The sequence below is a fragment of the Winogradskyella jejuensis genome (genome assembly GCF_900129745.1).
Lineage (GTDB): Bacteria > Bacteroidota > Bacteroidia > Flavobacteriales > Flavobacteriaceae > Winogradskyella > Winogradskyella jejuensis.
Genome location: NZ_FQWS01000002.1, coordinates 1,194,654 through 1,217,008, shown reverse-complemented (window position 1 = coordinate 1,217,008; position 22,355 = coordinate 1,194,654). Strand labels below are relative to the sequence as shown.

The following is a 22,355-nucleotide window of genomic DNA, read 5'->3' as shown; positions in this document are numbered from 1 at the left end:
TATTTACTACACATTTTTACAATTTTGATAGACGATTTAGAATACAACACTGAGCGTGAACATTTAATTATTCCAGAATATGGACGTCATCTACAGAAGATGATAAACCACGCTAAATCTCGAGAAACTAAAGAAGAACGTAATAAGTTGGCAAAAGCCATTATTTCTGTAATGGGTAATTTACAGCCCCATTTAAGAGACGTTCCAGATTTTCAGCATAAGCTATGGGATCAGCTTTTCATAATGGCAGATTTTGATATCGATGTCGATTCGCCATACGATAAGCCAGAGCGCGAAGTTATACAAGCACGACCAGAGCCTTTAAAATACCCTCAAAATCATCCAAAATACCGTTTTTATGGTAATAACATAAAGACGATGATAGATGTAGCTATTACTTGGGAAGAAGGTGAAATGAGAGAAGCTCTAGTCTACACTATTGCTAATCACATGAAAAAGTCTTTCTTAAACTGGAACAAAGATACTGTTGAAGATGATGTTATTTTTGACCATCTTTTTGAATTGTCTAACGGTAAGCTTAATCTTAAAGAAAGTACTGAAGACTTAACAGACTCTACGAGTTTGCTGCGTGCTAAATCTAAATATGGAAATAAAAGCAGCAAGAAGAATACGAGTAATAAGAAGAAATATTCCAATAACAGAAAACGTTACTAAAACGTATGGGAACATTTAAAATTGAAGGTGGTCACCAACTCAAAGGAGATATTACACCACAAGGCGCAAAAAATGAAGCATTACAAATTCTTTGTGCTGTACTACTAACACCAGAAACTGTAAAAATTGATAATATCCCAGATATTGTTGATGTTAATAAGCTTATAAAGTTACTCGGTAATCTTGGTGTTGAGGTCAAAAAATTAGGGCCAAATTCTTATTCGTTTAAAGCTGAAAACGTAAATCTAGAGTATTTAGAGTCCGAAGCTTTCAAAATTGAAGGTAGAGGTCTCAGAGGATCCATAATGATTGTTGGTCCGTTACTTGCGCGTTTTGGTAAAGGTTATATACCAAAGCCAGGAGGCGATAAAATTGGCCGTCGTCGTTTAGATACCCATTTTGAAGGCTTTATAAAATTAGGAGCTACCTTTAGATATAACCGTGAGGATTATTTCTATGGCGTAGAAGCCGATGAACTTCATGGGACATATATGTTATTAGACGAAGCATCTGTAACCGGAACGGCAAATATTGTTATGGCTGCAGTTTTAGCCAAAGGCACAACAACGATTTACAATGCGGCTTGTGAACCTTACTTGCAGCAATTGTGTAAAATGCTGAACAGAATGGGCGCCAAGATTTCTGGTGTTGGTTCTAATCTACTAACAATTGAAGGTGTTGAAAGTTTAGGAGGTACAGACCATAGAATGTTACCAGATATGATTGAAATTGGTAGCTGGATTGGTCTTGCAGCAATGACTAAAAGTGAATTGACCATTAAAAATGTAAGTTGGGACGATTTAGGTGTTATTCCAAGTGTGTTTCGTAAAATAGGAATTACAGTAGAGCGTCAAGGTGATGATATTCATATTCCTGCACATACTGATGGTTATGAAATTCAGAGTTATATCGATGGTTCTATCTTAACCATAGCAGATGCACCGTGGCCTGGATTTACGCCAGATTTATTAAGTATTGTTCTTACCGTACTTATCCAAGCTAGAGGAAGTGCTGTAGTTCATCAAAAAATGTTTGAAAGTCGTTTATTCTTTGTAGATAAGTTAATAGATATGGGAGCAAAGATTATTCTTTGTGACCCACACAGAGCAACGATAATTGGTCATGATTTTAAATCTCAGTTAAAAGCAACAACTATGACCTCTCCAGATATTAGAGCTGGAGTTTCTTTACTAATTGCGGCATTATCTGCTAAGGGAACGTCTATAATTCATAATATCGAGCAGATAGATCGCGGTTACGAAAATATAGACACGCGATTGAGAGCCATTGGCGCTAAGATTGAGCGTTTGGAAGGGAATTAGAAATCACTCGATTGAGTAATTAAAAAAGCTTCAAGAAATTCTTGAAGCTTTTTTAATTGTCATTTTGATCGCAGTCAAAAAATCTTATTTATATATCAAATCATTAGATTTCTCCGTTTCAGTCGAAATGACAGCTATTTTTCTTTTCAAACAATCTACTTGTCTATTACAAGTATATTTTTACATAGAGTAGAAGTACTGCTCACTAGCAATTTTACCATCTTTTACCTCGTAGACGCATACTTCTTCCATTTGCTGTCTTCCTCTGTCTTTAAAGGTGCAATCAAAGCCCATTTTAGCTGTAAAGAAGTTACCTGCAACTACGGGCTCACTAATACTACTAGAATGAAAATCTTCTACGTTTTCTAACCATTCTTTGCTTTTATTCCATACGTTTTGTTTTCCTTCAATAATTTCTCCTGGCATGCCAGGCATTTCTCTACTCACAATATTTTCTGCGTATAGTTCGTTGATGCACTCCAAGTTTTTACCTTGTTCGCACATTTCTTTCCATTTTTTTGCAACATCCCAAGTGTTCATAATTTAATTGATTTAATTATTAGTGGCTTAAAGTTATATAAATCAGTTGATTATTGTGTTAGTGTAGTATTAATGTTTTACTATTTTATTTTTCCAATTTGTTTCAGAATCAGAAGTGTAATACCAAGTAAGACTCCAATTCCTCCAAGAATATAGCCTCCAAATTTGTCTTTGTTTCCACGGATAAAATAGGCTTCGCCATCTTTGTCAACAAATTGTACGGTTTTATTAAACCTCAAATCTCTATTTCTTTGGAGCGGTGTTTTGTCTGCATGGTAAACTGTAATTTCATCTCCAACTTTTAACTTATCTAATTGTTCAAATTTAGGACCAAAATCTCCTGTTTCTTTTCCAACAAATATGTCAAATACAAGAGGGAAATCCTCAATATGTATAAATCTATGATTTCCTTTATTTCTATAATTTATTTCTTGAAATGTTTTGTCAAAATAGTCTATTTTACCTGTCACGCTTTCAAACTCAGTTTTTTCTTTACTTCCTCTTATTGATAAGTAAATTCCAAATCCTACAATGGCTATGCAAGCAATAAGGGATGTATGAAATATTTCTTTAGGCTCTTTTTTAGTCATTTAGTTTTAGTTATTTATAAGAGTTTTAATAGTTTCCAAAATAGTATTGTGCTATTTGTAAAGAATTTCAGATGCAATTGATTATAAATATTATTGTTTACAGTTATTTTTTAATACGAATAAATTCAATCTGTTCGGATTTACAGTTACCTAAATTTGTTTTACCCCAAACATATTTTGTTATATTTTCACAATCAGCGTAAATTTTTCCGTTTTTAATTATCATATTTTTAAGTTTTGGTCTTTCTGATGATAGAAAGTCACTTTCCAATTCGGTAATTAATATTTCATTCTCTTTAACGGAAATAGTTCCACTTATCGAATTTTCAAGATTTTGTTTTTCTGCAAAAGTTTCTTCTGATATATCTATTGGCCATTCATCCATCAAAAAGAATTGTATAGAGTCCATTTCGGAACTTATCCTAAGCGCATAGAATAAATCGTTATTTACTGCTTTAAATTGTCCTCCATTTTTAAATTCATCTTCATTACAATTTTGAAGGAGTGAAGTCAGTAATAATAGCGGTAAAATTCTTTTCATATTTGATTTGTGTTAATTGCAGACAAGAGTTTTAGTAAATATAATCTGCAAAACATACAATTTGAAACTTTTTTATAAAATAAAAAGCCCTGAAAATCAGAGCTTTTTAAATTGTTTTTGAAATGGTTATTCCGTCTAAGACATTACTGTCTTAATACAGCAACGTACAATATTTTGTTTTATTGTATAGAAGAATAAAAAAAATGTAAACTATTAGTTTAGAGCCGCTTTGTAAGTTTCTAAACAACGCTCTCTAGCCATTTTGTGGTCTACCATTTTTTCTGGATAGGTATCGGATTCAAAATTTGTAACCCATTTTTTTATGTATGCCCTATTTTTATCAAATTTATCTATCTGAGTAGTAGGATTAAAAATCCTAAAGTAAGGTGCTGCATCCACACCAGAGCCTGCCACCCATTGCCAATTACCTACATTACTCGCCATTTCGTAATCGTGTAGTTTCTCAGCAAAATAAGCTTCGCCCCAACGCCAGTCTATCAACAAATGTTTGCACAAAAAGCTACCCACGAGCATGCGTACACGGTTGTGCATAAAACCAGTTTCATTTAGTTGTCGCATACCTGCATCGACCAAAGGATAGCCTGTTTTACCTTCGCACCATTTTTTAAAATCTTCTTCATTGTTTCGCCATTCAATTCTATCATATTTAGATTTAAAGGCTTTGTCTTTTGTATGAGGATAGTGCCAGAGAATTTGCATAAAAAACTCGCGCCAGATTAATTCTTTTAAAAACGTATTGTTCTCTTCATTCATGGCTTTTTTTACCATCTTACGTACACTAACAGTACCAAAACGCAAATGAGGTCCCAAGCGTGATGTTTTGTCCTTTGATGGGTAATTACGTGTGGCTTCATACTCTTGTATAAGCGTAGGTGTTACCTCATAAGGCGTGATTTCTTGAGAGGATTTTACAAAACCCATATCTGATAGTGATAGATTTGGTAACCTTGAATTTTTTACGACATTATCTAAATGTTGACTGGTGTAATGGATTTTAAAATCAAGGGTTTCAAAATTTTCAAGCCATGTGCGTGAGTAAGGTGTGTAAACCACATAAGGGTCACCATCTTTTTTTACAACTTCATCTTTTTCAAATATCACTTGATCTTTAAAAGTGAGAAATTCAATGTTTTTAGATGCTAAGAATTTTTCTATTTCAGTATCTCGTTCTGTTGCATAAGGCTCGTAATCTCTGTTGGTAAAGACTTTTTCAATTTCATAATCCTCCGCAAGTTGCTTGTATATCTCCAGAGGTGTTCCGTAATACATAGCAATACTGCTGTCGTATTCCTTTTGAAGTGTTTGCCTCATGTCTTGCAGTGTCTCGTATATAAACGTTACACGCGCATCGTCTTCTGGGAGTTTATCGAGAATTTCTTTGTCAAAAATAAAAATGGGTAAAACGGGATTATCGCCTTTTAAGGCTTCTAAAAAGCCAACGTTATCATCTAATCTTAAATCGCGTCTAAACCAAAATATATTGATAGGTTGCTCCATTGTATTGTTTAGTTTTCTAATTTACCAAATAATGCCTCCATTTGTTCTTTTCGGTAGTTGAATATAGATTCGAGTTTTGGTTTTACCAAAATAGGATGTAAAAGTTGACCAAGAATACCAAATGGAACTTTATAATCTATAATGTCTTCTATCTCCACTCCACCTTCAATTTTGTTTACAAAATGCTTGTGATGCCAAAACGCATAAGGACCGTATAATTGGTCATCTACAAAGTAATTTTTATCTACATATTGCGTAATCTCGCTCACCCATTTTGTCTTTATTCCAGCAAGTGGCGTGACGCTGTATTGCAAAACTTGCCCTGCATACATGGGTCTATCTGCTCCAGAAATTATTTTCATATTCATTTCCGGAGGTGTTAGTTTAGAAAGATTAGCAGGATTGCAAAGAAAATTCCACGCCTCGTCTAATGTAATTGGTAATTTTTGTTTCTTATGTAGTGTGTAAATTTTCATTACCTGAAAGCTTAATTGTTAAAAACTATATAACCGTTTAATGACGTTGCAATACAAAGCCATATCATGTAGGGAAGTAATAGATATTTAGCACACTTTAGCCTGTCGTTTCTAAAGGTTATAAAGTAGTAAAATATAACTAGCGTAAGTAATATTATGGTGATTAGCCCAATTTTTGTTAGGTGTTGGTTAAAAAAAATCCAATTCCAACTTACATTTAAAATGACTTGAAACGTAAATAAACTCCATAAAAATTTTGATGCTCTCAAATAAAATAGCTCGGCTAAATACCAAGAAAAGCAAAGCATTATAAGAGTCCATGCTGTTCCAAAAACCCAACCTGGAGGTGTCCAAGGTGCTTTATGAAGATTGTTATACCATGTTCCTGTAGAGCCACCATCCATTAACCAGCTTCCTAAAGCCAAGCCACCAAAATTAATGACAAGAAATAAAATGAAATAGTAGACTTTTTTCAAATCCTAAGATTTTAAGGCCTCTATTTGCTTAAGGATTTGTTCAGCTTCAGCGTATTTTTTATCACTTTCTGCTCGGTTGGTTGTTGATAGTCTATGCCAATCCGCCATGAGTTTTTCGTACTTTTTTTGAAGCTTATCCAGTTCTGAGGTTTTTTTAAAAAGTCCAAACATATTAATATGATTTAAAGTATGAAGTGATTCTTCCATTCATAGGCTTAGTAATAGAGTAGAAGTAGTCTAAAAATTCGCCTTGCTCATCAATTAAATACTTCTGAAAATTCCACTTCACTGTAGTGGTTTGTTTTCCATTTACACCTTTTGTGGTTAACCATCTGTAAAGCGGATGCTGATTAGCGCCTTTAACATCAATCTTCTCTGTAATTAAAAACGAAACGCCGTAATTAACTTCACAAAATTCTTGTATTTCATCAGAGTTGCCTGGTTCTTGTTTTCCAAATTGATTGCAAGGAACACCAATAACCACAACTTCATCAGAGTAGGTGTCATGTAACTCCTGCAACTCACGATACTGTGGTGTAAAACCACATTTGGAAGCGACGTTTACAAAGAGGATTTTTTTGCCCTTGAACTCGGATAAATCAATCTTATGACCTTGTAGAGAATTGATAGCAATATCATATATAGATTCTGTTGCATTTTGTTTTATGTTTTTATCTGTTGCTGTTAAAGTGCCGACAAATGCTTTTAATGGATTCATATATTATATTTTAAAACTCGTTATACCACAATCCATTTTAAAGACTTGGCCAGATAGAGAAGCGGCTTTATCAGACAATAAAAATGTTGCCATGTCTGCCACCTCTTGTGGTTGTAAATACTTTTTAAGCGGGTGACGCTCTTTCATGTTCTCTACCATGCGCTCGTTTCGTAATAATTTTGACGCAAGCTCAGTATCTGTTACAGTTGGTGCAATAGCATTAACTCTAACTGTTGGTGCTAATTCTGCACCAAGTGACTTGGTTAAGCCTTCTACAGCAGATTTAGATGCTGCAACTGACGCATGGAAAGGCATACCTAAATCTGAAGCTACTGTACTAAAAAAGACAACAGAAGGATTTTTTCCGTTTTTTAAAGCGGGTAAATACGATTGCACAGCTTTTACAGCGCCTATAACATTAATCTCAAAATCTGATTTAAAATCTTCAATACTTAATCTGTTGATAGGTTTTAGATTAATGCTACCAGGACAATACACTAAGCCATCAGCTTCAGAAATTTGGGGGAACTCATCATTTATAACATCACAATTATGATGCGTTAGATTTTCATGAGAAATTTCTGGAGCCGAACGACTTAGATTAATAACTTCATGGTGTTTTAAAAGGTTATTTACAATAGCATTACCAATTCCTTTGCTACCTCCGATTACTATATATTTACCCATATTATGCTGCTGTTAAAGGACGCCCTTTAAGTCGCTTTTCTATTTTTTGTTTTATTACTGTAAGACGCTTCATCAATTCCATTAATTTAGCATCTTTCTTTTCTTTATACACTTCATTAACAGCAAGAATAATATCTTTTGCTTCTCTAGCTGCTAAAATCCGGTCACTTGTGGTTTTGAATGAAAACTTCCTGTTTTCGAATTCAATTGCTCTTTTAATTGCATCCATAGTTTAACTGTTTATATAATTTTGAAGTTCATTAATTTTTTCGGGTGTATTAAAAACACCGCCATAATATGTTGTTACCGTAGCAGATGTGTCGTCCTTAACACCTCTTGAAGACACGCATAAATGCTTAGCATCTATAATCACTGCGACATCTTCAGTTTCTAATACGGTCTTGAGTTCGTTGGCAATTTGCTGTGTTAAGCGCTCTTGTACTTGAGGGCGTTTGGCATAATACTGCACAATTCTATTAAGCTTAGAAAGTCCAATAACTTTCCCTGATGAAATGTAAGCAACGTGTGCTTTCCCAATGATAGGTACAAAGTGATGCTCGCAATTAGAATAAAACGTTATATCCTTTTCTACCAACATTTGATTGTATTGATACTTATTATCAAACAATGCCACTTTAGGTTTATTTTTTGGGTCTAAGCCCGAAAATATTTCTTCAACATACATTTTGGCAACTCGGTCTGGTGTACCTTTAAGAGAGTCATCTGTTAAGTCCAAACCTAATACGTCCATTATTTCTGAAAATAAGATGGAGATACGTTCCTTTTTTTCGCTATCCGGCATATCAAAGGCGTTTGCCTTCATTGGTGTATCCAGGCTTGTAAAAAGGTGGTCGTCACCAATATCTTCAATACTGAAGCCATTTAAGGCGTGACCATTTTTTGTTTTTAATGTTTCTGTTTTCATAGAATCTTTTTAATGTGCTGTCTTTAAGTACTCCAAGCTTAAATCAAAGCACGGTTTATCGTTTTGATATAGAGTTATTAGAAATTGTTCGTTGACGTGAGCACTTAAATCTACCCTCGTCAAAATTTCGTTTTTTTTGATGTTTTGTTGCTCTTCCTTGTACGCGTTCTCTCCAGAGTCTAAAGCTACTCGGCTTCATCTCTCGACGCATAAGATTAATAACCTCTTGTTCTTTTAAACCAAACTGAAATTTTATGGCATCGAAAGTGGTTCGGTCTTCCCAAGCCATTTCAATAATTCGGTCTATATCTCGTGTTGTTAATTCCATTTATTGAGGCATACTGTATGCCATATCGTATTTTACTTTTTCGTCTAAAAGCTTATCAAAAAACTTCTTATTTTCTTTAAACGTTTTATTATCTCTAAAATGAACAAAACGTCCTTGGGCATGAATACTACTGCCGTTAGTTTTGTAAATTACTAATTGATAATATGGAATTATCCACGTGAAATTTTTGAGGCCTTGATTAATCATAATCAGTATACCCTTTGGTCGTAATTCAATATTACCATAATTGATATCCGAAACAACATTCATTATTGATTTCATGTTTGGGCTTACCTCGTCAATTATCATACGCTTGCTGCCCACACCATTCATCTTCAACTTCTGTACCAAAGAAAACTCTGAACCAACTAAGTCAGCTATAAGTTGTTTGTGTTCGGAATTAAAGTGTGTAGTATTTAATATCATAATAACTCAAAATTACAAATGTTTAACGTTTTATAATAATAGTTAAACAAAAATTAACAGAGAATTATGATTGTAAGAATTAAGCTTGCTATTCTGTTCTGAGCATTCGATTTCTGTCGCTAATTGTATGTCGTTTTAATATTCTAAAACTTTCGCGAATAACATCTGGGTCTTTTTTCATATTCCAAAGAATATCACTCGCTTTTTTACGATTTTCTTTTATATCTACAATGGGTTTAGGATAGTCTTTACCCAATTCAAAATTATAAAAAGCGGACTCCATAGGTGTCATAAGATACGGCTCATGAACAAAAGGTGTATCAAGATGAGCTAATTCTGGCACCCATTTTCTGATAAAAGTTGCATCGGGGTCGTGTTTAAGACTGTTAGTTGTAGGATTGTAGATTCTTAGATTATTTATACCTGTTTCGCCTGCTTGCATCTGCAATTGAGGAAAATGAATACCAGGTTCGAAGTCTAAGAATTGTTGTGACAAATGCGCTGAAGCATCTTGCCATGGTTGCCAAAGAATATGTGTAAAAAACGAAGCTAACATAGCTCGCATTCTAAAGTTTACGTAACCCGTCTCTATAAGGCAGCGCATACTTGCATCTACTAACGGAAAGCCGGTCTGTCCTTCTCGCCAAGCTATCTGGTACTTTTCCGAAACACTCTTTTTGAGTTTTTGGTAACCTTTATTCACACTGGCATGCTCCATAGTGTGCTCCATTTCAAACTTTTGAATAAAGTGTGCTTGCCAGCGTAAACGTGATAAAAAAGCCCCAATGTGTCGTCTGTCTATACTTTGCTGTTTTACCTCTTGACCTTTCTGAAAAATTTGCCGTATCGATACATTTCCCCAAGAAATATAAGGCGAAAATCGGCTACAACTTGTTCTTGAATTTTCTGGTTTAGAAATGTTGAACATATAGTCTTTATGTCGGCTTTCAAAAAAAGAATCGGCATATTTCCATGCTGTTGTGCTGCCTCCTTTTTGGAACTGGGTTTCCTTTGGTGTTTCTAAATTGGTAGGATTTAAAATAGTTTCTAAGGCTTTTAAATCTTCAAGATTAAGAAAATCAGCTGGTTGAGCATTAAACTTAAAAAGAGGTTCAGCCATGTAGGCTTCCCAATTTTCAAACCAATTATCTCTATTAACCAAACCTCGCTCTACACCGTTGTTTTTGGTTTCTACCCAGTTGATGAGGTTATTACGGCAATAGCGCTTAAACTCCTTATCTCTGTTGTAGGTCGCTAAAATTCCTGTTTCAACATGAGAAAATGTAGTCTCTATTTTATAAACCGATTGGATTTGATTTAAAATACTAAAGACATCTCCAGTAACGCTTAAAATACTCGTGTTCAGAGTTTCTAATCTAGAATTGATATCTCTAATCGATTCTTTTATAAAGTTGAAATGCCGCTCACTATAATGTGGGTCGTTAAGGATAAAATTCTCAAAAGGATAGAGCAGTAAGACACGATTTTTTGTTTCGAGTGCTCTGAAAATCACTTCATTATCTTCTAACCTTAAATCGCGTTTAAACCAAACAACATCTATATGTTCTTTATTTTCAGGCATTATCTAGAGTTTCAAAGAATTTTTCTGCTGCATCAAAGTGGCCTTCTAAGGTCTCTTTATTCATTCGGTCTAAATTGCCTAAAAGCATACCCAATCTAGGATTTCCAGAAAAGAAATCACGGTGTTTATCCATAAACGTCCAAAATAAGCCGTCCCAAGTGGTCTCCCAATCGGCTTTACCATAATTACTCATTTTTTTAATGTAATTACTACTGCTGATGTAGGGTTTTGTGGACATTAAACCACCATCTGCGTAAAGACTCATACCATAAACATTTGGCACCATTACCCAATCGTAAGCATCGATAAAGAGCTCCATAAACCATTGGTAGACCTCGTCTGGGTCAAATTCGCACAATACCATAAAATTGCCTAGAACCATGAGGCGTTCTATATGGTGGGCGTAAGCCGTTTTATTTACCTTTTTAATCACATCATCTACGGGCTGTATACCTGTTGTGCCATCATAAAAAGACGCAGGGATTTTTCGTTTAAAACCCCAAAAGTTTTTGGTACGTTCTTCTGTACCTTTTGCTTCGTAAACACCTCTTATAAATTCTCGCCAACCTAGAATTTGCCTCACGAAACCTTCTGTAGAATTTATAGGAACATCATTTTCTTCGGCATAGTCTAAGGCTTTATCTATAACGTCTTTAGGATTTAGAAGTCCAACATTAATAAGAGGCGAAAGCAAGCTATGATTGAGAAAGTGCTCTTCTTTTACAATGGCATCTTCGTAGGCTCCAAACTCGTGAAAACGCTGCTCAAAAAATTGTTGTAACCAAGCTTCAGCAGATTCAAAATTTATGGGGTAAACTATATAGTCGTTAAGTTCGCCATAATTTTTGCTAAAGTTGTTTTTTACATAGTCTTCTGCTTCTTTGTGGTGTTTTGTTTTATCAGGAAATTGGATACTAGGCGGGGTTTTATCTTTTGGATATTTCTTCCGGTTTTCGCCATCAAAGGTCCATTTGTCTCCTTTTGGCTCATCACCATTCATTAAAATATTTCTGTCTTTGCGTTCATTTTTATAGAACGAGGTTTGAAAGAATTTCTTTTTCGATGGTTTAAAAAATGAGCTTAATAAATCGTCTTTTTTGTTAATGAACAACGGATTATCATACCAAACAATGTCTAAATCATCACTACTTTCTTTGATGTGTTTTTCTAACCAATTGTCCGTTGGGTCTATGATGTGTACAGACTCAAACCCTTCATCCTTTAAATGCGGAAGTAATTCTCTGATATCACTGAGTTTGTCTGTGGCATTAATGTAGTTTACTTCAATGTCCTTGGACTCCAAGTAATCGGCATACGCTTTCATACTTGCGCGATGAAACGCAATTTTCTGTTTGTGAAATTTATATTGATTAAAAAACAGATATTCTTCTAACAAATAGACAGCATCAACCTGGTCTAAAACTTCTGATGTTTTAAAGAGTTGATGTGGGAATATTATTTGAATTTTTTTCATAAACTTTTTAGATTCTTTAATCTGAAATGTCATTTAAACTATTTTCATATTTATTATGAATTAAGATAATGGTTAGTCCAAATAAAACTGCGGCAATAATTAAAATAGTACTTACTAAACCGCTTACGCCAAAAGACATACGTATTAGAATGGTGGAAACTACAAACCCAGAATTTCTAATGATTTTATGAAACTTATCTGTGTAAAAGAAAGACACTAGGAGTATAACGACATCGACTAAAATCAGAACCGTAAAAAATTCGTCAAAAAACAGATTGTTTATGGTCTCAAAGCCAGATATAGTATTAGATGTATTTGATAGTCCTGCTGACCAGGTAATTAAAGTGATGATTGCCATAATAAAGAAGGTAGGCACTAGGAAAATGGCAATTAATTTTTTTCTTTCAATAAATCTATCAATCCTATCTACAATTCTATCCTTGTACTTAATCTTAATTTTTCCTTGCTTTTGAAATTGAAAAATCAAATAAAACAGTATAATTGAGGCTAAAATATCATAAGTAAACTGAAGGTCTCCCTTTATTTCAAACCAATTAGACGTTAATTTTATTTCCGATAAATCTTTAAATAATTTTCTGATTAGGATAAGCGTAATAATCTCATACTGTTTAGTAATGTATGTCGTGAAAGATTTTGGTAAATAATAAATGAGCAAATAAACCTCGTAAACTAATATAAAAGAGAACGGCGTGTATATTGCAGATATAGGATTCGTCAATAAATCTAATTCTGAAACAAAAGTAATAACATTAAATTTTGATAGATATATTAGTCCTAAGTGTACAATGAAGCCTAACAGTGCAACATACAATATCACCTTTTCAATCTTTTTTTTAGTTTTTTCAGACAAAAAAATTGAATAGAGTTTATCTAGGATTTTTATAGTATCAAACATTAGTTGTTTATCCTTAAAAATTTTTTAAAAAAGCGAAGCTTGTAACCAACGCCTTCTAAATTTACCATTGGTGTCATAGCGTTCGGCCTGTAAATCGACATTAAATTTTCGGTCTCTCGGATCGTTGCCAACGCCAGCTACATACATCCAATTGCCGTAATTACTGTGAACGTCGTAATCGAGCAGGAGCGACTCAAAATAGGCAGCGCCGATGCGCCAATCGAGTTCTAATTCTTTCGCAAAATACGATGCTACATTCTGGCGTCCACGATTACTCATCCAACCGGTTTCTTTAAGCTCTATCATGTTGGCATTTACGAAATCTGAATGGGTTTCTCCGTTAATCCAAGCGTTTATCTTGTTCTGGTTTCTGGACCATGCATAATCTTTCTTTAAGATGCCTTCGAGTTTAAAGATTTGGTTGCCATGTTTTAGCGATACATACTTAAAGTAATCGCGCCAGATTAACTCAAAGATTAACCAATAGGTTGATTCATTTTTGAAATGCTCCGCTTCAAACTTTTTAATTTGCCAATAAATTGTTCGGGCAGAAATACTTCCATTGGCCAGCCATGGCGAAAATTTAGAGCTGTAGTCTACACCAACTAGGCCATTACGCGTTTTTTTGTAAAACCCTAGTTTTTTAGTTTCAAAAAAATAATTATTTAATCGTTTTAGAGCTTCGGTTTCTCCACCTTTAAAAGGAAAAGCCGAATGTGGATGCGTTTCAAAATCCTCGAAACCTAAATCGGACAATGTTGGGATTTGAGTTGTGTTTTCAATACGATTCGAGTCTGCTTTCTTTTCTATTTGTACTTCATCTCTGATATCTACATATTTCTCCAGTTTTTTTCTGAAAACCGTAAATACCTGAGGCGTTTTATCAATCTCGAAATTGATATCTTCTGGATGATATAAAAACTGATTATAAGCTGAAAGAAATGTTATATTCTTATTGGTGGCAGAGATACGCGAAGCCACAACATCTTCAATAGCTTTTTCTTCATCGGTCCATTCATTTTGAAAATAAACAGCATCGATTTCGTATGTATCACGAAGCTGTGGTAGCGCAGCTTCAGGTTTATCGAAATAAACGAGTAAATCAATATTTTTTTTAGCTAAATTTTCTTTTAAATCGTTTAGCGTTTCTAGAAGAAATTTAGCTCTAAATTTTTCTGTTTTTTTAAATCCAAATTTATCCTGTTCAAAATGTCTAGGGTCTAAACAATAGACTGCAATAACACTATCACTTTCGTTGCAGGCTTTTGCGAGAACAGCGTTATCGTTAACGCGTAAATCGTTTCTGAACCAAACTAAACTTGTGTTATTTTTTGTTTTCTGCATCTTTCACTACAATATTTTACATTATCCCAATCCTTTGCCCATTTTTTTCGCCACGTAAACGGGCGTTCACAAATTGGGCATACTTTTGTTGGTAGGTTTTCTTTTTTTACGCCTCTAGGCATTTTATTTCTTAGTTACCAGTGCGTTAATCATTCCGTTAAATACAAATGCATGAAATGGTAATACGGCATACCAATATAATCGACCCCAAACACCTTTTGGTCTAAAGACAGCACGTTGAAATAGTTTGTCTTTTACGATTTTAAACTCTAACCACGCTTCACCAGGTAGTTTCATTTCAGCAAACAGTAAAAGACGTTTTTCTTTTTTATCTGCAAATAGTACACGCCAAAAATCGAGTGGGTCACCAGGTTCTAAATACGTGTCGTGTGTGCGTCCGCGTCTAAGACCAACACCACCAAAAAGTTTGTCTATATAACCGCGAATTTTCCATAATCTGTTAAAGCTGTACCATCCGTTGCGTCCACCTATACTCCAAATTTGGTTTATGGTAAATTCTTCGTCTTCAATAACGCGGCTTCTTACATCTTTAAAACAACCGTATTGTGGCAATTCGATATGCTTAGAAAGCTGGTCTTTAAAAACGCCACTACTTACAGCATCTTTCCAGCTAGAAATCACAGAATTTTGTTCAATTTTTTGAAAAGCCAATTCAACCGCTGTTTTGTAGGTCATTGGCTGAATATCGATATGCTCATTGATGTCACTTTCCTTACCAATAACTTCTACTTTCATACTATCCACAAGTGCCGAGGCCAATTGAAATGACGTTGATGTCACAAAATAAAGCCAATACGAAGATAACTTAGGTGTTAAAACCGGAAGTGTAACAATGTATCGTTTTAACTCTCTTACTTCTGCAAATTGCAGGAGCATTTGTTTGTAAGTCAATATTTCCGGACCAAAAATATCATAGGAATTGTTGTAAAGTTCTTTTTTACCTAAGGCCCCAGACAAATACGTTAATACATCTCGAATGCCAATGGGTTGTGTTTTTGTGTTTAACCATTTAGGCGTAATCATAAAGGGTAATTTCTCTACGATGTCTCTAATAATTTCGAAAGATGCACTTCCACTTCCTACAATTATTCCAGCTCTGAACGTCGTCAAGGCATAATTATCAGATTTTAAAGTTTGTTCAACTTGAAGACGAGATTTTAAATGCTTTGATAACGAGTCATCATTTACAATACCACTGAGATAAATAACTTGCTTGCACTGAGTCTTGTTAACGAGCTCTTTAAAGTTTTGAGCACATTTTTTTTCAAGTTCCTCGAAGTCATTACTAGAATTAGACATCGAGTGTATTAAATAATAAGCAACCTCGATATCATCTGGGATTTCTGCGAGTTCTGGCTCTAAAAAATCAACTTTTATAAATGTGCATTGTGGATGGTCTTCGATTTCATCCGGAATACGCTCCATGTCTCTTACACAGCAAACTAGTTCATGGTTGTCTTCTAGCAACTGAAGCGCTAGGCGCTTTGCTATGTAACCTGTAGTACCGGTAAGTAGAATTTTCATGATAGTGTACGCTTTTAAGCATTTTAATCTCTATGTGCAAATCCAGCTTTTGGACGTTGGTATTCTAATCGTGTTTTTAAATCAGGTACGGCATAACCGTCTAAACCATTAATAGTTACTACTTTTCCTTTGGATAAATTAATGAAACCATCTTTCTCAATTAATTCATCAGGCACATAAAGCTTTTCGATTTTACCAACGACTAAAATGGTGTTGTTGGCCTTGATGTGATATTCTTCAACAAAACTCATGGCGATTTGTATTGGGCATCCTGCTACAAATGGTGCATGAAAATGGTCTTTATATTCTTCTTGTAGTTCAGTAACATCAAACTCAGAAACAGATTTATCGTATTTGGCAGAGGTGTGATGCGCATCTGTTATGATTTGCTCATGGATATGATTTACGGTGTAATATCCTGTGTTTTTTAAATTTTCATACGTATGTCTAATTACAGTTGTAGGCCTCATAAAAACGCCTAATAATCCTGGATTAGAACCCATGTGGGTTAACGAGCTAAAAACAGCAAGATTGGAATTACCATCAGCGTCTTTTGTTCCGATAAGGTTTGCAGATTTATAACCAGAACAACTGTTAATTAAGTTGATGCGATACAAATGATGCATTTTGTTTATGTCTTCTAAACTGAATTCTGCCATCTAAAGATTGATAAAGTTGTTGATTTTTACATTTTCTGCCTTTAAATCGAACATGAGGTTATACAATCCGAAAAATGTACGATTGATATAAATAAAGTGTTTAGAGCCACGATTACCATTCATGTTTCTAAGCTCTGTACTCTTTGAATAGCGTTGTCCCATTTCGGCAACTTGGTTAAAGAAGTCTGGGTTTGAAAAATCAAACGTTTCACTATGAAAGGGTTGTGTAAACAAGCTCAACAAGTCATGAAACATGGCGCTAAAAAATGCTATTTCTTCTTTTGTATCATCTTCACGTAAGATTTCTAATTCGTATAATTTTTTTGTGAAAAATGTTTCGTCTTCCAAGCTTTCTTTCTTTGCTAATTCAAAATAAGGCACGTAAAACGATTCTGGAATTTCCTTCATACAACCAAAATCTAAAGCGATTAATTTCCCTTCTTCAGAAATTAGGAAATTACCTGGATGTGGGTCTGCATGTACTTTTCTTAGTTTATGGATTTGATACATGTAAAAGTCCCACAGCGCTTGACCTAGTTGATTTGAAATGTTCTGGTCAGTGTTATGTGCAACAAATTCAGATAAATGTTCACCTTTCATGTAATCCATGGTGATGATACGCTCAGAAGACAATTCCTCGTAATAATTAGGAAACTCGAGATTTGGAATGTGTTTACAAGCTTCTACAACCGCTTTACTTTGTTCAATTTCTAGTAAATAGTTGGTTTCTTCGGTAAGCTTGTTTTCTACTTCCTTGAAGTATTTATCAGAATCTTTACCTTTAATATTAAACATTTTTATAGCAATTGGTTTTACCAGTGCCAAATCGGAAGCAATACTTTCTGCAACCCCAGGATATTGAATTTTCACAGCAAATTTTTTCCCATCCTTTTCTGCAAGGTGGACCTGCCCAATACTGGCAGCGTTTACTGAGGTTGCGTTGAAAGTATCGAACAAATCTTCGGGGTGTTTTCCAAAATATTTTTTGAACGTTTTTATCACCAATGGAGGTGATAATGGGGGAACCGAAAATTGTGATAATGAGAACTTTTCGACATACGCCTTAGGCAAAATACTTTTTTCCATGCTAAGCATTTGCGCCACTTTAAGCGCACTTCCTTTAAGCTTTTTAAGGCTATCGTAAATGTCTTCTGCGTTATTTTGATTGAGACGTTCTTTGGCATCTTCCTTAGAATTTACCATTTTGTCTCCGTAATATTTTAGATAATTAACACCAACTTTTGCACCCGTAGAAACTAGTTTAGTTGCTCGAGAAATTTTACTAATGGGTATGCTGTCTATGGTTTTCATTTATGCTGAAGGTATCAGTATTAGTTGTTATGCATTCTTTCTTTGAACAAGAATTTGCCAAAGTCAATAATGCTTTTTAGCGGTGTTGTATCTATTAAATCGAAACTTGCTTTTACAGATTTCTCTATAAAAATATCGGTCTTTTCAAAAGACGGTGAGGTGTCATCTAACCAGAATTTCATAGTTACTAATAATTGAAACCATGCAGATTCCTTTAAACCTCTGTTTTGAAGTTTTTCTAATTGTTCTTGCTTTAAATCGATAGTGTTTATACCAAGACGTTCTATGTAGTTATTAAAACTTTTCTTTAAGTGCGAAAGTACTTTTAAAGATTTCATACCTTCTTTTTGGTTTCCTATAGCATGAACGACATAACTTCTGTTCGCGGTTAAGTTTTCAAAAAAGGTGTAGTAAAAACTAAGTAGTTTGTTACGCGCATCAAAAGACTGATAGTCTTCGCTTTTTTCTAAAGCAGTGAGTGTATTATCGAAAAATACTTTAAAAATAGATTGTTCTAAAGCTTCAAACGACCCAAAATGCTCATAGAATTTAGACTCTTCAAAATTATTATCTTTTGCAAATGCATAAACAGATTTTGGTTTATGGTCGTGCATGAGCACGTAATCCATGTAAAATGTGATTAGGTCTGTTTGTGAGATTGATTTTTTCTTTGCCATTGTATTGATTTTACAATGTAAAGATACTATTTGTTTAACTATTTTAATACATAGTTAAACAAAATTTAACTTATAGAATTAGATTCTATGATACATTCCCTAAATAAAACCTTTTTCGTAACCAAAACGATACACGAACTAATAAGATTAGTGCAGGTACTTCGACCAATGGACCAATGACTCCAGCAAAGGCTTGACCTGAGTTTAGCCCAAAAACAGCAATAGCTACGGCAATAGCCAACTCAAAATTATTTCCTGCTGCGGTAAAAGCTACTGACGCCGTTTTATCATATTCCGCTCCCATAGCTTTTGTAACAAAAAAGCCAACAATAAACATTAACGCAAAATAGATGAGCAAAGGAATGGCTATAATTAGGACATCAAACGGAATTTGAACAATTAATTCACCTTTTAACGAAAACATGATTACAATGGTGAATAATAGCGCTATTAAAGTTAAAGGAGAAATTGTTGGAATAAATTTGGTCATATACCAATCTTCACCTTTAAGTTTAACTAATATGAGTCTACTCAATATTCCTAGTGCAAACGGAATGCCTAAATAAATTGCAACACTTTCTGCAATCGTTACTATAGAAATATCTACAATAGCACCTTGAAAGCCAAAATATGGAGGTAATATTGTAATAAAAATCCATGCATAAAAACTGTAGGCAAATACTTGAAAAACACTATTTAAAGCAACTAATCCAGCACCATATTCGGTATTTCCTTCTGCAAGGTCATTCCAAACCAACACCATGGCAATACAGCGTGCCAAACCAATTAAAATAAGTCCTACCATGTATTCTGGATAATCTCTCAAAAACGTAATGGCCAAAACAAACATTAATACAGGACCAATTACCCAATTAAGAACAAGAGAAATCGAAAGAATCTTTGTATTTCTAAAAACCTTTGGCAACAACGCATAATTGACCTTAGCCAAAGGAGGATACATCATTAAAATTAAACCAATGGCAATAGGAATATTAGTTGTACCGCTGTTGAATGTATTTAAGATTTCTGGAAAAGATGGTATAAAATAACCAATTGCAACACCTACTATCATTGCTGCAAAAATCCAAAGCGTTAGATTTTTATCAAGAAAACTTAATTTTTTTTGTGCCATTTTTAGGATTTGATTTTTGAGAATACATATTTCATTTCTGTAGCAATTTGAAGACTACGCTCTTCGTATTTTTTAAATTGAAGCGGTGTATTATCATACGCCTTGGGGTCGTCGTATCTCACAGCAATACGTTGTTCTGCACCAGCAATGAATGGACAATTTTCATCGGCATGCGAGCAAGTCATTACTGCAGCGAAGCTTTTTTTGGGATTGAAATTTGCATCAAAGGTTTTTGAAAAACACACGATAGGATGCCGGTCTTCAGCGTATTTTACAGCATAAACCGGATTTTTTTCGTTTGATAGTTTATTAATTTGAAACCCTTGATTTACAAGCGTATCTCCCACAACAGGAAACATCGCAGTGGCTTCTGTTCCTCCAGAATAGCAAAATACATTGCCAATATTGAATTTGTAAGCCATCGTTTGTGCCCAAATCTGAGATAAATGGCTTCGACGCGAATTATGAGTGCAAATAAAATTAAGGTTTACTGGAAGATTTTTATCCTTTTTTGATTGAATGAATTCTACTAGCTCACTAAGTATACCTTTTCTTTCTTCTGATATTGTAGATGGCTCTAGAGTTTCAATCAGATGATTTAATTTTTCGTTCACATCCATTTATTCGATTTTAACAACAACCAGAATCTGGTGTACAACAAGATGTTGCTTGATTTTGTAATTCTGAAAGTTTTAGTTTAGGTTTTAGGGTTGGTATTCCACAATTATCTTTTGCTAAACAATTGGTTTGCTTAGAGGTCAATAAAAAGCTTTTGCCATCAAAGCCTAATCCGTATTTTCCGATGGTGTCCGATTGATACTCGACTTCGATATCTACGTCTCTTAACTTTAATTTTTCTTCAGAAAGCGTTATAATATTTAGTAGTTTTTCTGGGTGCAAACGATGGTCGTAATCGTTAGCTTCCCAAAGTTGAAAGTTAATCACACTTTCTTGACGCAGTGTTCCACCACAGTCTATAAAAGTTTTTGAAATTTTCCCTACTTCTGTGACATGAAAATGACTAGGCACTAACTCGCCATTTGGGAGTTTGAATTCAATCGTTTCAAGCGTTTCGAGGTGTTTTTTTATTTCTGAAAGTGTCATTTTAACAGCAATTAGTATTCGTTATGTCTTGATTCAAAAACTGATTTATGATAGATTTCATTTCAGTCCATTGTTCTTTATCTATGCAATAGCACACGCTAGTGCCTTCGATGTTACCTTTGATTAATCCAATAGTCTTTAATTCCTTGAGATGTTGAGAAATAGTGGATTGTGCCAAACCGATTTCATCAACTAAATCACCACAAATACAAGTGTCTGTGTTAAAAATATGTTGTAAAATGGCGACTCTTGCCGGATGCGCAAATGCTTTTGCTAAAAGCGAAATCTTGTTTTGTTGGTCTGTAAATATTTCAGATCTGACAAGTCCCATATGGCTACTTTATTTGTTTATTGCAATATTACGATTAAGTATTTTTCTAAACAAGATTTATCTTTAAAAAAGGACAGAATTGGTAATTATTATAGGTACCTATTTTAAGTCTTTCTTAACATTAGTAGGAGTATTGAAGTCGTAATTTTACGGTGAAAAATTAAACACTAACACCATATTAAAATGAAAAAAATCGTATTATTTGCATTTGCCCTAGCACTAATGTTTAGTGTCAATGCACAGATTGAAACACCACAGCCAAGTCCAAGTGCGAAATTGGAACAAAAGGTGGGATTAACAGATATTACTATAGAATATTCAAGACCTGGAGTAAAAGGAAGAACAATATTTGGAGAGTTAGAGCCATGGGGCACTATTTGGCGTACAGGTGCTAATAAGAATACTACCATAACATTTAGTGACGATGTTACTTTCGCTGGACAAGACGTTAAAGCAGGAACGTATGCCATATTTACAAAGTTGAATTCTGCTAAGCAATGGGATGTTATGTTATATAGCGATACTGAAAACTGGGGAGCACCACAAAAATGGGACGATAGCAAGGTCGTAGCAACAGCAAAGGTTGATGTTGAGGAAATTCCTTTTAATGTTGAAACATTTGCTATTGATATTAACAACATTACTGATAATGGAGGAACGCTTGAGTTAATTTGGGAGAAATCTTATGCAGGTATACCTTTTACAGTACCAACAGATAAAACGGTTAGCGCTGCAATTGATAGAGTAATGAATGGTCCATCTGCAAATGATTTATATGCTTCGGCTGTGTACTACATGAACGCAGGAAAAGACATAAATAAAGCCAAAGAATGGATAGACAAAGCTTTAAGTATGATTGAAAAGCCACGTTTCTGGCATTTAAGACAAAAATCATTGATTTATGCAGCAGCTGGCGATAAAACTGGAGCTATAAAAGCTGCAAAAGCTTCACTAGCTGATGCTGAGGCATCTGGTAATGCTGGATACGTAAAAATGAATAAAGACTCATTAAAAGAGTGGGGCGCAATGTAATTTACAGTGCTATTAATACAAAAAAG

General features: G+C 34.4%; 29 protein-coding genes. 3 read left to right on the top strand and 26 right to left on the bottom strand.

Annotated features, from left to right (window positions below):
• Window positions 1-24: 24 nt before the first annotated feature.
• The gene (locus BUB95_RS13400) at window positions 25-675 is read left to right on the top strand and encodes a DUF4290 domain-containing protein (protein ID WP_073087302.1); all 651 of its coding nucleotides are present in this window, start codon (window positions 25-27) and stop codon (window positions 673-675) included.
• Window positions 676-680: 5 nt separating this feature from the next.
• On the top strand, window positions 681-1,997 hold the full coding sequence (gene murA, locus BUB95_RS13395) for a UDP-N-acetylglucosamine 1-carboxyvinyltransferase (protein WP_073087300.1): 1,317 nt from the start codon (window positions 681-683) through the stop codon (window positions 1,995-1,997).
• Window positions 1,998-2,177: 180 nt separating this feature from the next.
• Here murA and BUB95_RS13390 read toward each other — a convergent pair whose 3' ends face one another.
• The 26 genes from BUB95_RS13390 to BUB95_RS13265 form a co-directional block, all read right to left on the bottom strand.
• Window positions 2,178-2,537 carry a nuclear transport factor 2 family protein gene (locus BUB95_RS13390; RefSeq protein WP_073087298.1) on the bottom strand — a complete coding sequence of 120 codons (360 nt, stop codon included), beginning with the start codon at window positions 2,535-2,537 and terminating at the stop codon, window positions 2,178-2,180.
• 80 nt (window positions 2,538-2,617) lie between these two features.
• A complete protein-coding gene (locus tag BUB95_RS13385; RefSeq protein ID WP_073087296.1) occupies window positions 2,618-3,127 on the bottom strand; it encodes a hypothetical protein in 510 nt (169 codons plus the stop codon).
• Window positions 3,128-3,230: 103 nt separating this feature from the next.
• A complete protein-coding gene (locus BUB95_RS13380) occupies window positions 3,231-3,668 on the bottom strand; it encodes a hypothetical protein (protein WP_073087294.1) in 438 nt (145 codons plus the stop codon).
• A 213-nt stretch (window positions 3,669-3,881) separates the two neighbouring features.
• Window positions 3,882-5,186, bottom strand: coding sequence for a cryptochrome/photolyase family protein (locus BUB95_RS13375; RefSeq protein ID WP_073087292.1), 1,305 nt, complete (start codon window positions 5,184-5,186; stop codon window positions 3,882-3,884).
• Window positions 5,187-5,194: 8 nt separating this feature from the next.
• Complete coding sequence (locus BUB95_RS13370; protein ID WP_073087290.1) at window positions 5,195-5,662, bottom strand: SRPBCC family protein; 468 nt, start codon at window positions 5,660-5,662, stop codon at window positions 5,195-5,197.
• An 11-nt stretch (window positions 5,663-5,673) separates the two neighbouring features.
• Window positions 5,674-6,138 carry a TspO/MBR family protein gene (locus BUB95_RS13365; protein ID WP_073087288.1) on the bottom strand — a complete coding sequence of 155 codons (465 nt, stop codon included), beginning with the start codon at window positions 6,136-6,138 and terminating at the stop codon, window positions 5,674-5,676.
• 3 nt (window positions 6,139-6,141) lie between these two features.
• Window positions 6,142-6,309: a Lacal_2735 family protein gene (locus BUB95_RS13360; RefSeq protein WP_143185608.1), complete on the bottom strand. Its 168-nt coding sequence runs from the start codon at window positions 6,307-6,309 to the stop codon at window positions 6,142-6,144.
• Between the two features lies 1 nt (window position 6,310).
• Window positions 6,311-6,856, bottom strand: a complete 546-nt coding sequence (locus BUB95_RS13355) for a glutathione peroxidase (RefSeq protein WP_073087284.1) — start codon at window positions 6,854-6,856, stop codon at window positions 6,311-6,313.
• 3 nt (window positions 6,857-6,859) lie between these two features.
• Entirely contained in the window at window positions 6,860-7,543 is a 684-nt protein-coding gene (locus BUB95_RS13350; protein ID WP_073087282.1) for an SDR family NAD(P)-dependent oxidoreductase, read from the bottom strand.
• 1 nt (window position 7,544) lies between these two features.
• On the bottom strand, window positions 7,545-7,772 hold the full coding sequence (locus BUB95_RS13345; protein ID WP_073087280.1) for a hypothetical protein: 228 nt from the start codon (window positions 7,770-7,772) through the stop codon (window positions 7,545-7,547).
• A gap of 3 nt (window positions 7,773-7,775) precedes the next feature.
• Window positions 7,776-8,468: a GTP cyclohydrolase I FolE gene (folE, locus tag BUB95_RS13340; protein ID WP_073087278.1), complete on the bottom strand. Its 693-nt coding sequence runs from the start codon at window positions 8,466-8,468 to the stop codon at window positions 7,776-7,778.
• A 55-nt stretch (window positions 8,469-8,523) separates the two neighbouring features.
• Window positions 8,524-8,796 carry a TIGR03643 family protein gene (locus BUB95_RS13335; protein WP_073087276.1) on the bottom strand — a complete coding sequence of 91 codons (273 nt, stop codon included), beginning with the start codon at window positions 8,794-8,796 and terminating at the stop codon, window positions 8,524-8,526.
• Window positions 8,797-9,222, bottom strand: coding sequence for a hypothetical protein (locus BUB95_RS13330; RefSeq protein WP_073087274.1), 426 nt, complete (start codon window positions 9,220-9,222; stop codon window positions 8,797-8,799).
• An 88-nt stretch (window positions 9,223-9,310) separates the two neighbouring features.
• On the bottom strand, window positions 9,311-10,804 hold the full coding sequence (locus BUB95_RS13325; protein ID WP_073087272.1) for a cryptochrome/deoxyribodipyrimidine photo-lyase family protein: 1,494 nt from the start codon (window positions 10,802-10,804) through the stop codon (window positions 9,311-9,313).
• Window positions 10,797-12,278, bottom strand: a complete 1,482-nt coding sequence (locus BUB95_RS13320) for a cryptochrome/photolyase family protein (RefSeq protein ID WP_073087460.1) — start codon at window positions 12,276-12,278, stop codon at window positions 10,797-10,799. Before BUB95_RS13320 ends, BUB95_RS13325 begins: the two co-directional genes overlap by 8 nt.
• A gap of 16 nt (window positions 12,279-12,294) precedes the next feature.
• A complete protein-coding gene (locus BUB95_RS13315) occupies window positions 12,295-13,149 on the bottom strand; it encodes a hypothetical protein (RefSeq protein WP_317048465.1) in 855 nt (284 codons plus the stop codon).
• A 69-nt stretch (window positions 13,150-13,218) separates the two neighbouring features.
• The gene (locus tag BUB95_RS13310; RefSeq protein WP_073087268.1) at window positions 13,219-14,538 is read right to left on the bottom strand and encodes a DASH family cryptochrome; all 1,320 of its coding nucleotides are present in this window, start codon (window positions 14,536-14,538) and stop codon (window positions 13,219-13,221) included.
• The gene (locus BUB95_RS13305; RefSeq protein ID WP_073087266.1) at window positions 14,508-14,660 is read right to left on the bottom strand and encodes a DUF2256 domain-containing protein; all 153 of its coding nucleotides are present in this window, start codon (window positions 14,658-14,660) and stop codon (window positions 14,508-14,510) included. The genes BUB95_RS13310 and BUB95_RS13305 overlap by 31 nt, the downstream gene beginning before the upstream one ends.
• A gap of 1 nt (window position 14,661) precedes the next feature.
• Window positions 14,662-16,083: an SDR family oxidoreductase gene (locus BUB95_RS13300; RefSeq protein WP_073087264.1), complete on the bottom strand. Its 1,422-nt coding sequence runs from the start codon at window positions 16,081-16,083 to the stop codon at window positions 14,662-14,664.
• A gap of 23 nt (window positions 16,084-16,106) precedes the next feature.
• Complete coding sequence (locus BUB95_RS13295; RefSeq protein ID WP_073087262.1) at window positions 16,107-16,742, bottom strand: flavin reductase family protein; 636 nt, start codon at window positions 16,740-16,742, stop codon at window positions 16,107-16,109.
• A complete protein-coding gene (locus tag BUB95_RS13290) occupies window positions 16,743-18,053 on the bottom strand; it encodes an ABC1 kinase family protein (RefSeq protein ID WP_073087251.1) in 1,311 nt (436 codons plus the stop codon). It abuts the gene before it with no gap.
• A 20-nt stretch (window positions 18,054-18,073) separates the two neighbouring features.
• Window positions 18,074-18,730, bottom strand: coding sequence for a TetR family transcriptional regulator C-terminal domain-containing protein (locus BUB95_RS13285; RefSeq protein WP_073087249.1), 657 nt, complete (start codon window positions 18,728-18,730; stop codon window positions 18,074-18,076).
• Window positions 18,731-18,815: 85 nt separating this feature from the next.
• On the bottom strand, window positions 18,816-19,862 hold the full coding sequence (gene arsB, locus BUB95_RS13280; RefSeq protein WP_073087243.1) for an ACR3 family arsenite efflux transporter: 1,047 nt from the start codon (window positions 19,860-19,862) through the stop codon (window positions 18,816-18,818).
• Between the two features lie 2 nt (window positions 19,863-19,864).
• Window positions 19,865-20,482 (bottom strand): arsenate-mycothiol transferase ArsC, encoded by a 618-nt coding sequence (locus tag BUB95_RS13275; protein WP_073087241.1) that lies wholly within the window; start codon window positions 20,480-20,482, stop codon window positions 19,865-19,867.
• 10 nt (window positions 20,483-20,492) lie between these two features.
• Window positions 20,493-20,966 carry a DUF6428 family protein gene (locus BUB95_RS13270; RefSeq protein WP_073087239.1) on the bottom strand — a complete coding sequence of 158 codons (474 nt, stop codon included), beginning with the start codon at window positions 20,964-20,966 and terminating at the stop codon, window positions 20,493-20,495.
• A gap of 1 nt (window position 20,967) precedes the next feature.
• Window positions 20,968-21,297, bottom strand: a complete 330-nt coding sequence (locus BUB95_RS13265; protein ID WP_073087237.1) for an ArsR/SmtB family transcription factor — start codon at window positions 21,295-21,297, stop codon at window positions 20,968-20,970.
• A 183-nt stretch (window positions 21,298-21,480) separates the two neighbouring features.
• Here BUB95_RS13265 and BUB95_RS13260 point away from each other — a divergent pair, with 183 nt between their 5' ends.
• On the top strand, window positions 21,481-22,329 hold the full coding sequence (locus BUB95_RS13260) for a DUF2911 domain-containing protein (protein ID WP_073087235.1): 849 nt from the start codon (window positions 21,481-21,483) through the stop codon (window positions 22,327-22,329).
• Window positions 22,330-22,355: the final 26 nt, after the last annotated feature.

What these genes read in the sequence shown, in the direction of transcription:
- murA (WP_073087300.1), top strand. Translation starts at nt 681, where the DNA reads ATGGGAACATTTAAAATTGAAGGTGGTCACCAACTCAAAGGAGATATT.
- BUB95_RS13390 (WP_073087298.1), bottom strand. Translation starts at nt 2,537, where the DNA reads ATGAACACTTGGGATGTTGCAAAAAAATGGAAAGAAATGTGCGAACAA.
- BUB95_RS13385 (WP_073087296.1), bottom strand. Translation starts at nt 3,127, where the DNA reads ATGACTAAAAAAGAGCCTAAAGAAATATTTCATACATCCCTTATTGCT.
- BUB95_RS13380 (WP_073087294.1), bottom strand. Translation starts at nt 3,668, where the DNA reads ATGAAAAGAATTTTACCGCTATTATTACTGACTTCACTCCTTCAAAAT.
- BUB95_RS13375 (WP_073087292.1), bottom strand. Translation starts at nt 5,186, where the DNA reads ATGGAGCAACCTATCAATATATTTTGGTTTAGACGCGATTTAAGATTA.
- BUB95_RS13370 (WP_073087290.1), bottom strand. Translation starts at nt 5,662, where the DNA reads ATGAAAATTTACACACTACATAAGAAACAAAAATTACCAATTACATTA.
- BUB95_RS13360 (WP_143185608.1), bottom strand. Translation starts at nt 6,309, where the DNA reads ATGTTTGGACTTTTTAAAAAAACCTCAGAACTGGATAAGCTTCAAAAA.
- BUB95_RS13355 (WP_073087284.1), bottom strand. Translation starts at nt 6,856, where the DNA reads ATGAATCCATTAAAAGCATTTGTCGGCACTTTAACAGCAACAGATAAA.
- BUB95_RS13350 (WP_073087282.1), bottom strand. Translation starts at nt 7,543, where the DNA reads ATGGGTAAATATATAGTAATCGGAGGTAGCAAAGGAATTGGTAATGCT.
- BUB95_RS13345 (WP_073087280.1), bottom strand. Translation starts at nt 7,772, where the DNA reads ATGGATGCAATTAAAAGAGCAATTGAATTCGAAAACAGGAAGTTTTCA.
- folE (WP_073087278.1), bottom strand. Translation starts at nt 8,468, where the DNA reads ATGAAAACAGAAACATTAAAAACAAAAAATGGTCACGCCTTAAATGGC.
- BUB95_RS13335 (WP_073087276.1), bottom strand. Translation starts at nt 8,796, where the DNA reads ATGGAATTAACAACACGAGATATAGACCGAATTATTGAAATGGCTTGG.
- BUB95_RS13330 (WP_073087274.1), bottom strand. Translation starts at nt 9,222, where the DNA reads ATGATATTAAATACTACACACTTTAATTCCGAACACAAACAACTTATA.
- BUB95_RS13325 (WP_073087272.1), bottom strand. Translation starts at nt 10,804, where the DNA reads ATGCCTGAAAATAAAGAACATATAGATGTTGTTTGGTTTAAACGCGAT.
- BUB95_RS13320 (WP_073087460.1), bottom strand. Translation starts at nt 12,278, where the DNA reads ATGAAAAAAATTCAAATAATATTCCCACATCAACTCTTTAAAACATCA.
- BUB95_RS13310 (WP_073087268.1), bottom strand. Translation starts at nt 14,538, where the DNA reads ATGCAGAAAACAAAAAATAACACAAGTTTAGTTTGGTTCAGAAACGAT.
- BUB95_RS13305 (WP_073087266.1), bottom strand. Translation starts at nt 14,660, where the DNA reads ATGCCTAGAGGCGTAAAAAAAGAAAACCTACCAACAAAAGTATGCCCA.
- BUB95_RS13300 (WP_073087264.1), bottom strand. Translation starts at nt 16,083, where the DNA reads ATGAAAATTCTACTTACCGGTACTACAGGTTACATAGCAAAGCGCCTA.
- BUB95_RS13295 (WP_073087262.1), bottom strand. Translation starts at nt 16,742, where the DNA reads ATGGCAGAATTCAGTTTAGAAGACATAAACAAAATGCATCATTTGTAT.
- BUB95_RS13290 (WP_073087251.1), bottom strand. Translation starts at nt 18,053, where the DNA reads ATGAAAACCATAGACAGCATACCCATTAGTAAAATTTCTCGAGCAACT.
- BUB95_RS13285 (WP_073087249.1), bottom strand. Translation starts at nt 18,730, where the DNA reads ATGGCAAAGAAAAAATCAATCTCACAAACAGACCTAATCACATTTTAC.
- arsB (WP_073087243.1), bottom strand. Translation starts at nt 19,862, where the DNA reads ATGGCACAAAAAAAATTAAGTTTTCTTGATAAAAATCTAACGCTTTGG.
- BUB95_RS13275 (WP_073087241.1), bottom strand. Translation starts at nt 20,482, where the DNA reads ATGGATGTGAACGAAAAATTAAATCATCTGATTGAAACTCTAGAGCCA.
- BUB95_RS13270 (WP_073087239.1), bottom strand. Translation starts at nt 20,966, where the DNA reads ATGACACTTTCAGAAATAAAAAAACACCTCGAAACGCTTGAAACGATT.
- BUB95_RS13265 (WP_073087237.1), bottom strand. Translation starts at nt 21,297, where the DNA reads ATGGGACTTGTCAGATCTGAAATATTTACAGACCAACAAAACAAGATT.
- BUB95_RS13260 (WP_073087235.1), top strand. Translation starts at nt 21,481, where the DNA reads ATGAAAAAAATCGTATTATTTGCATTTGCCCTAGCACTAATGTTTAGT.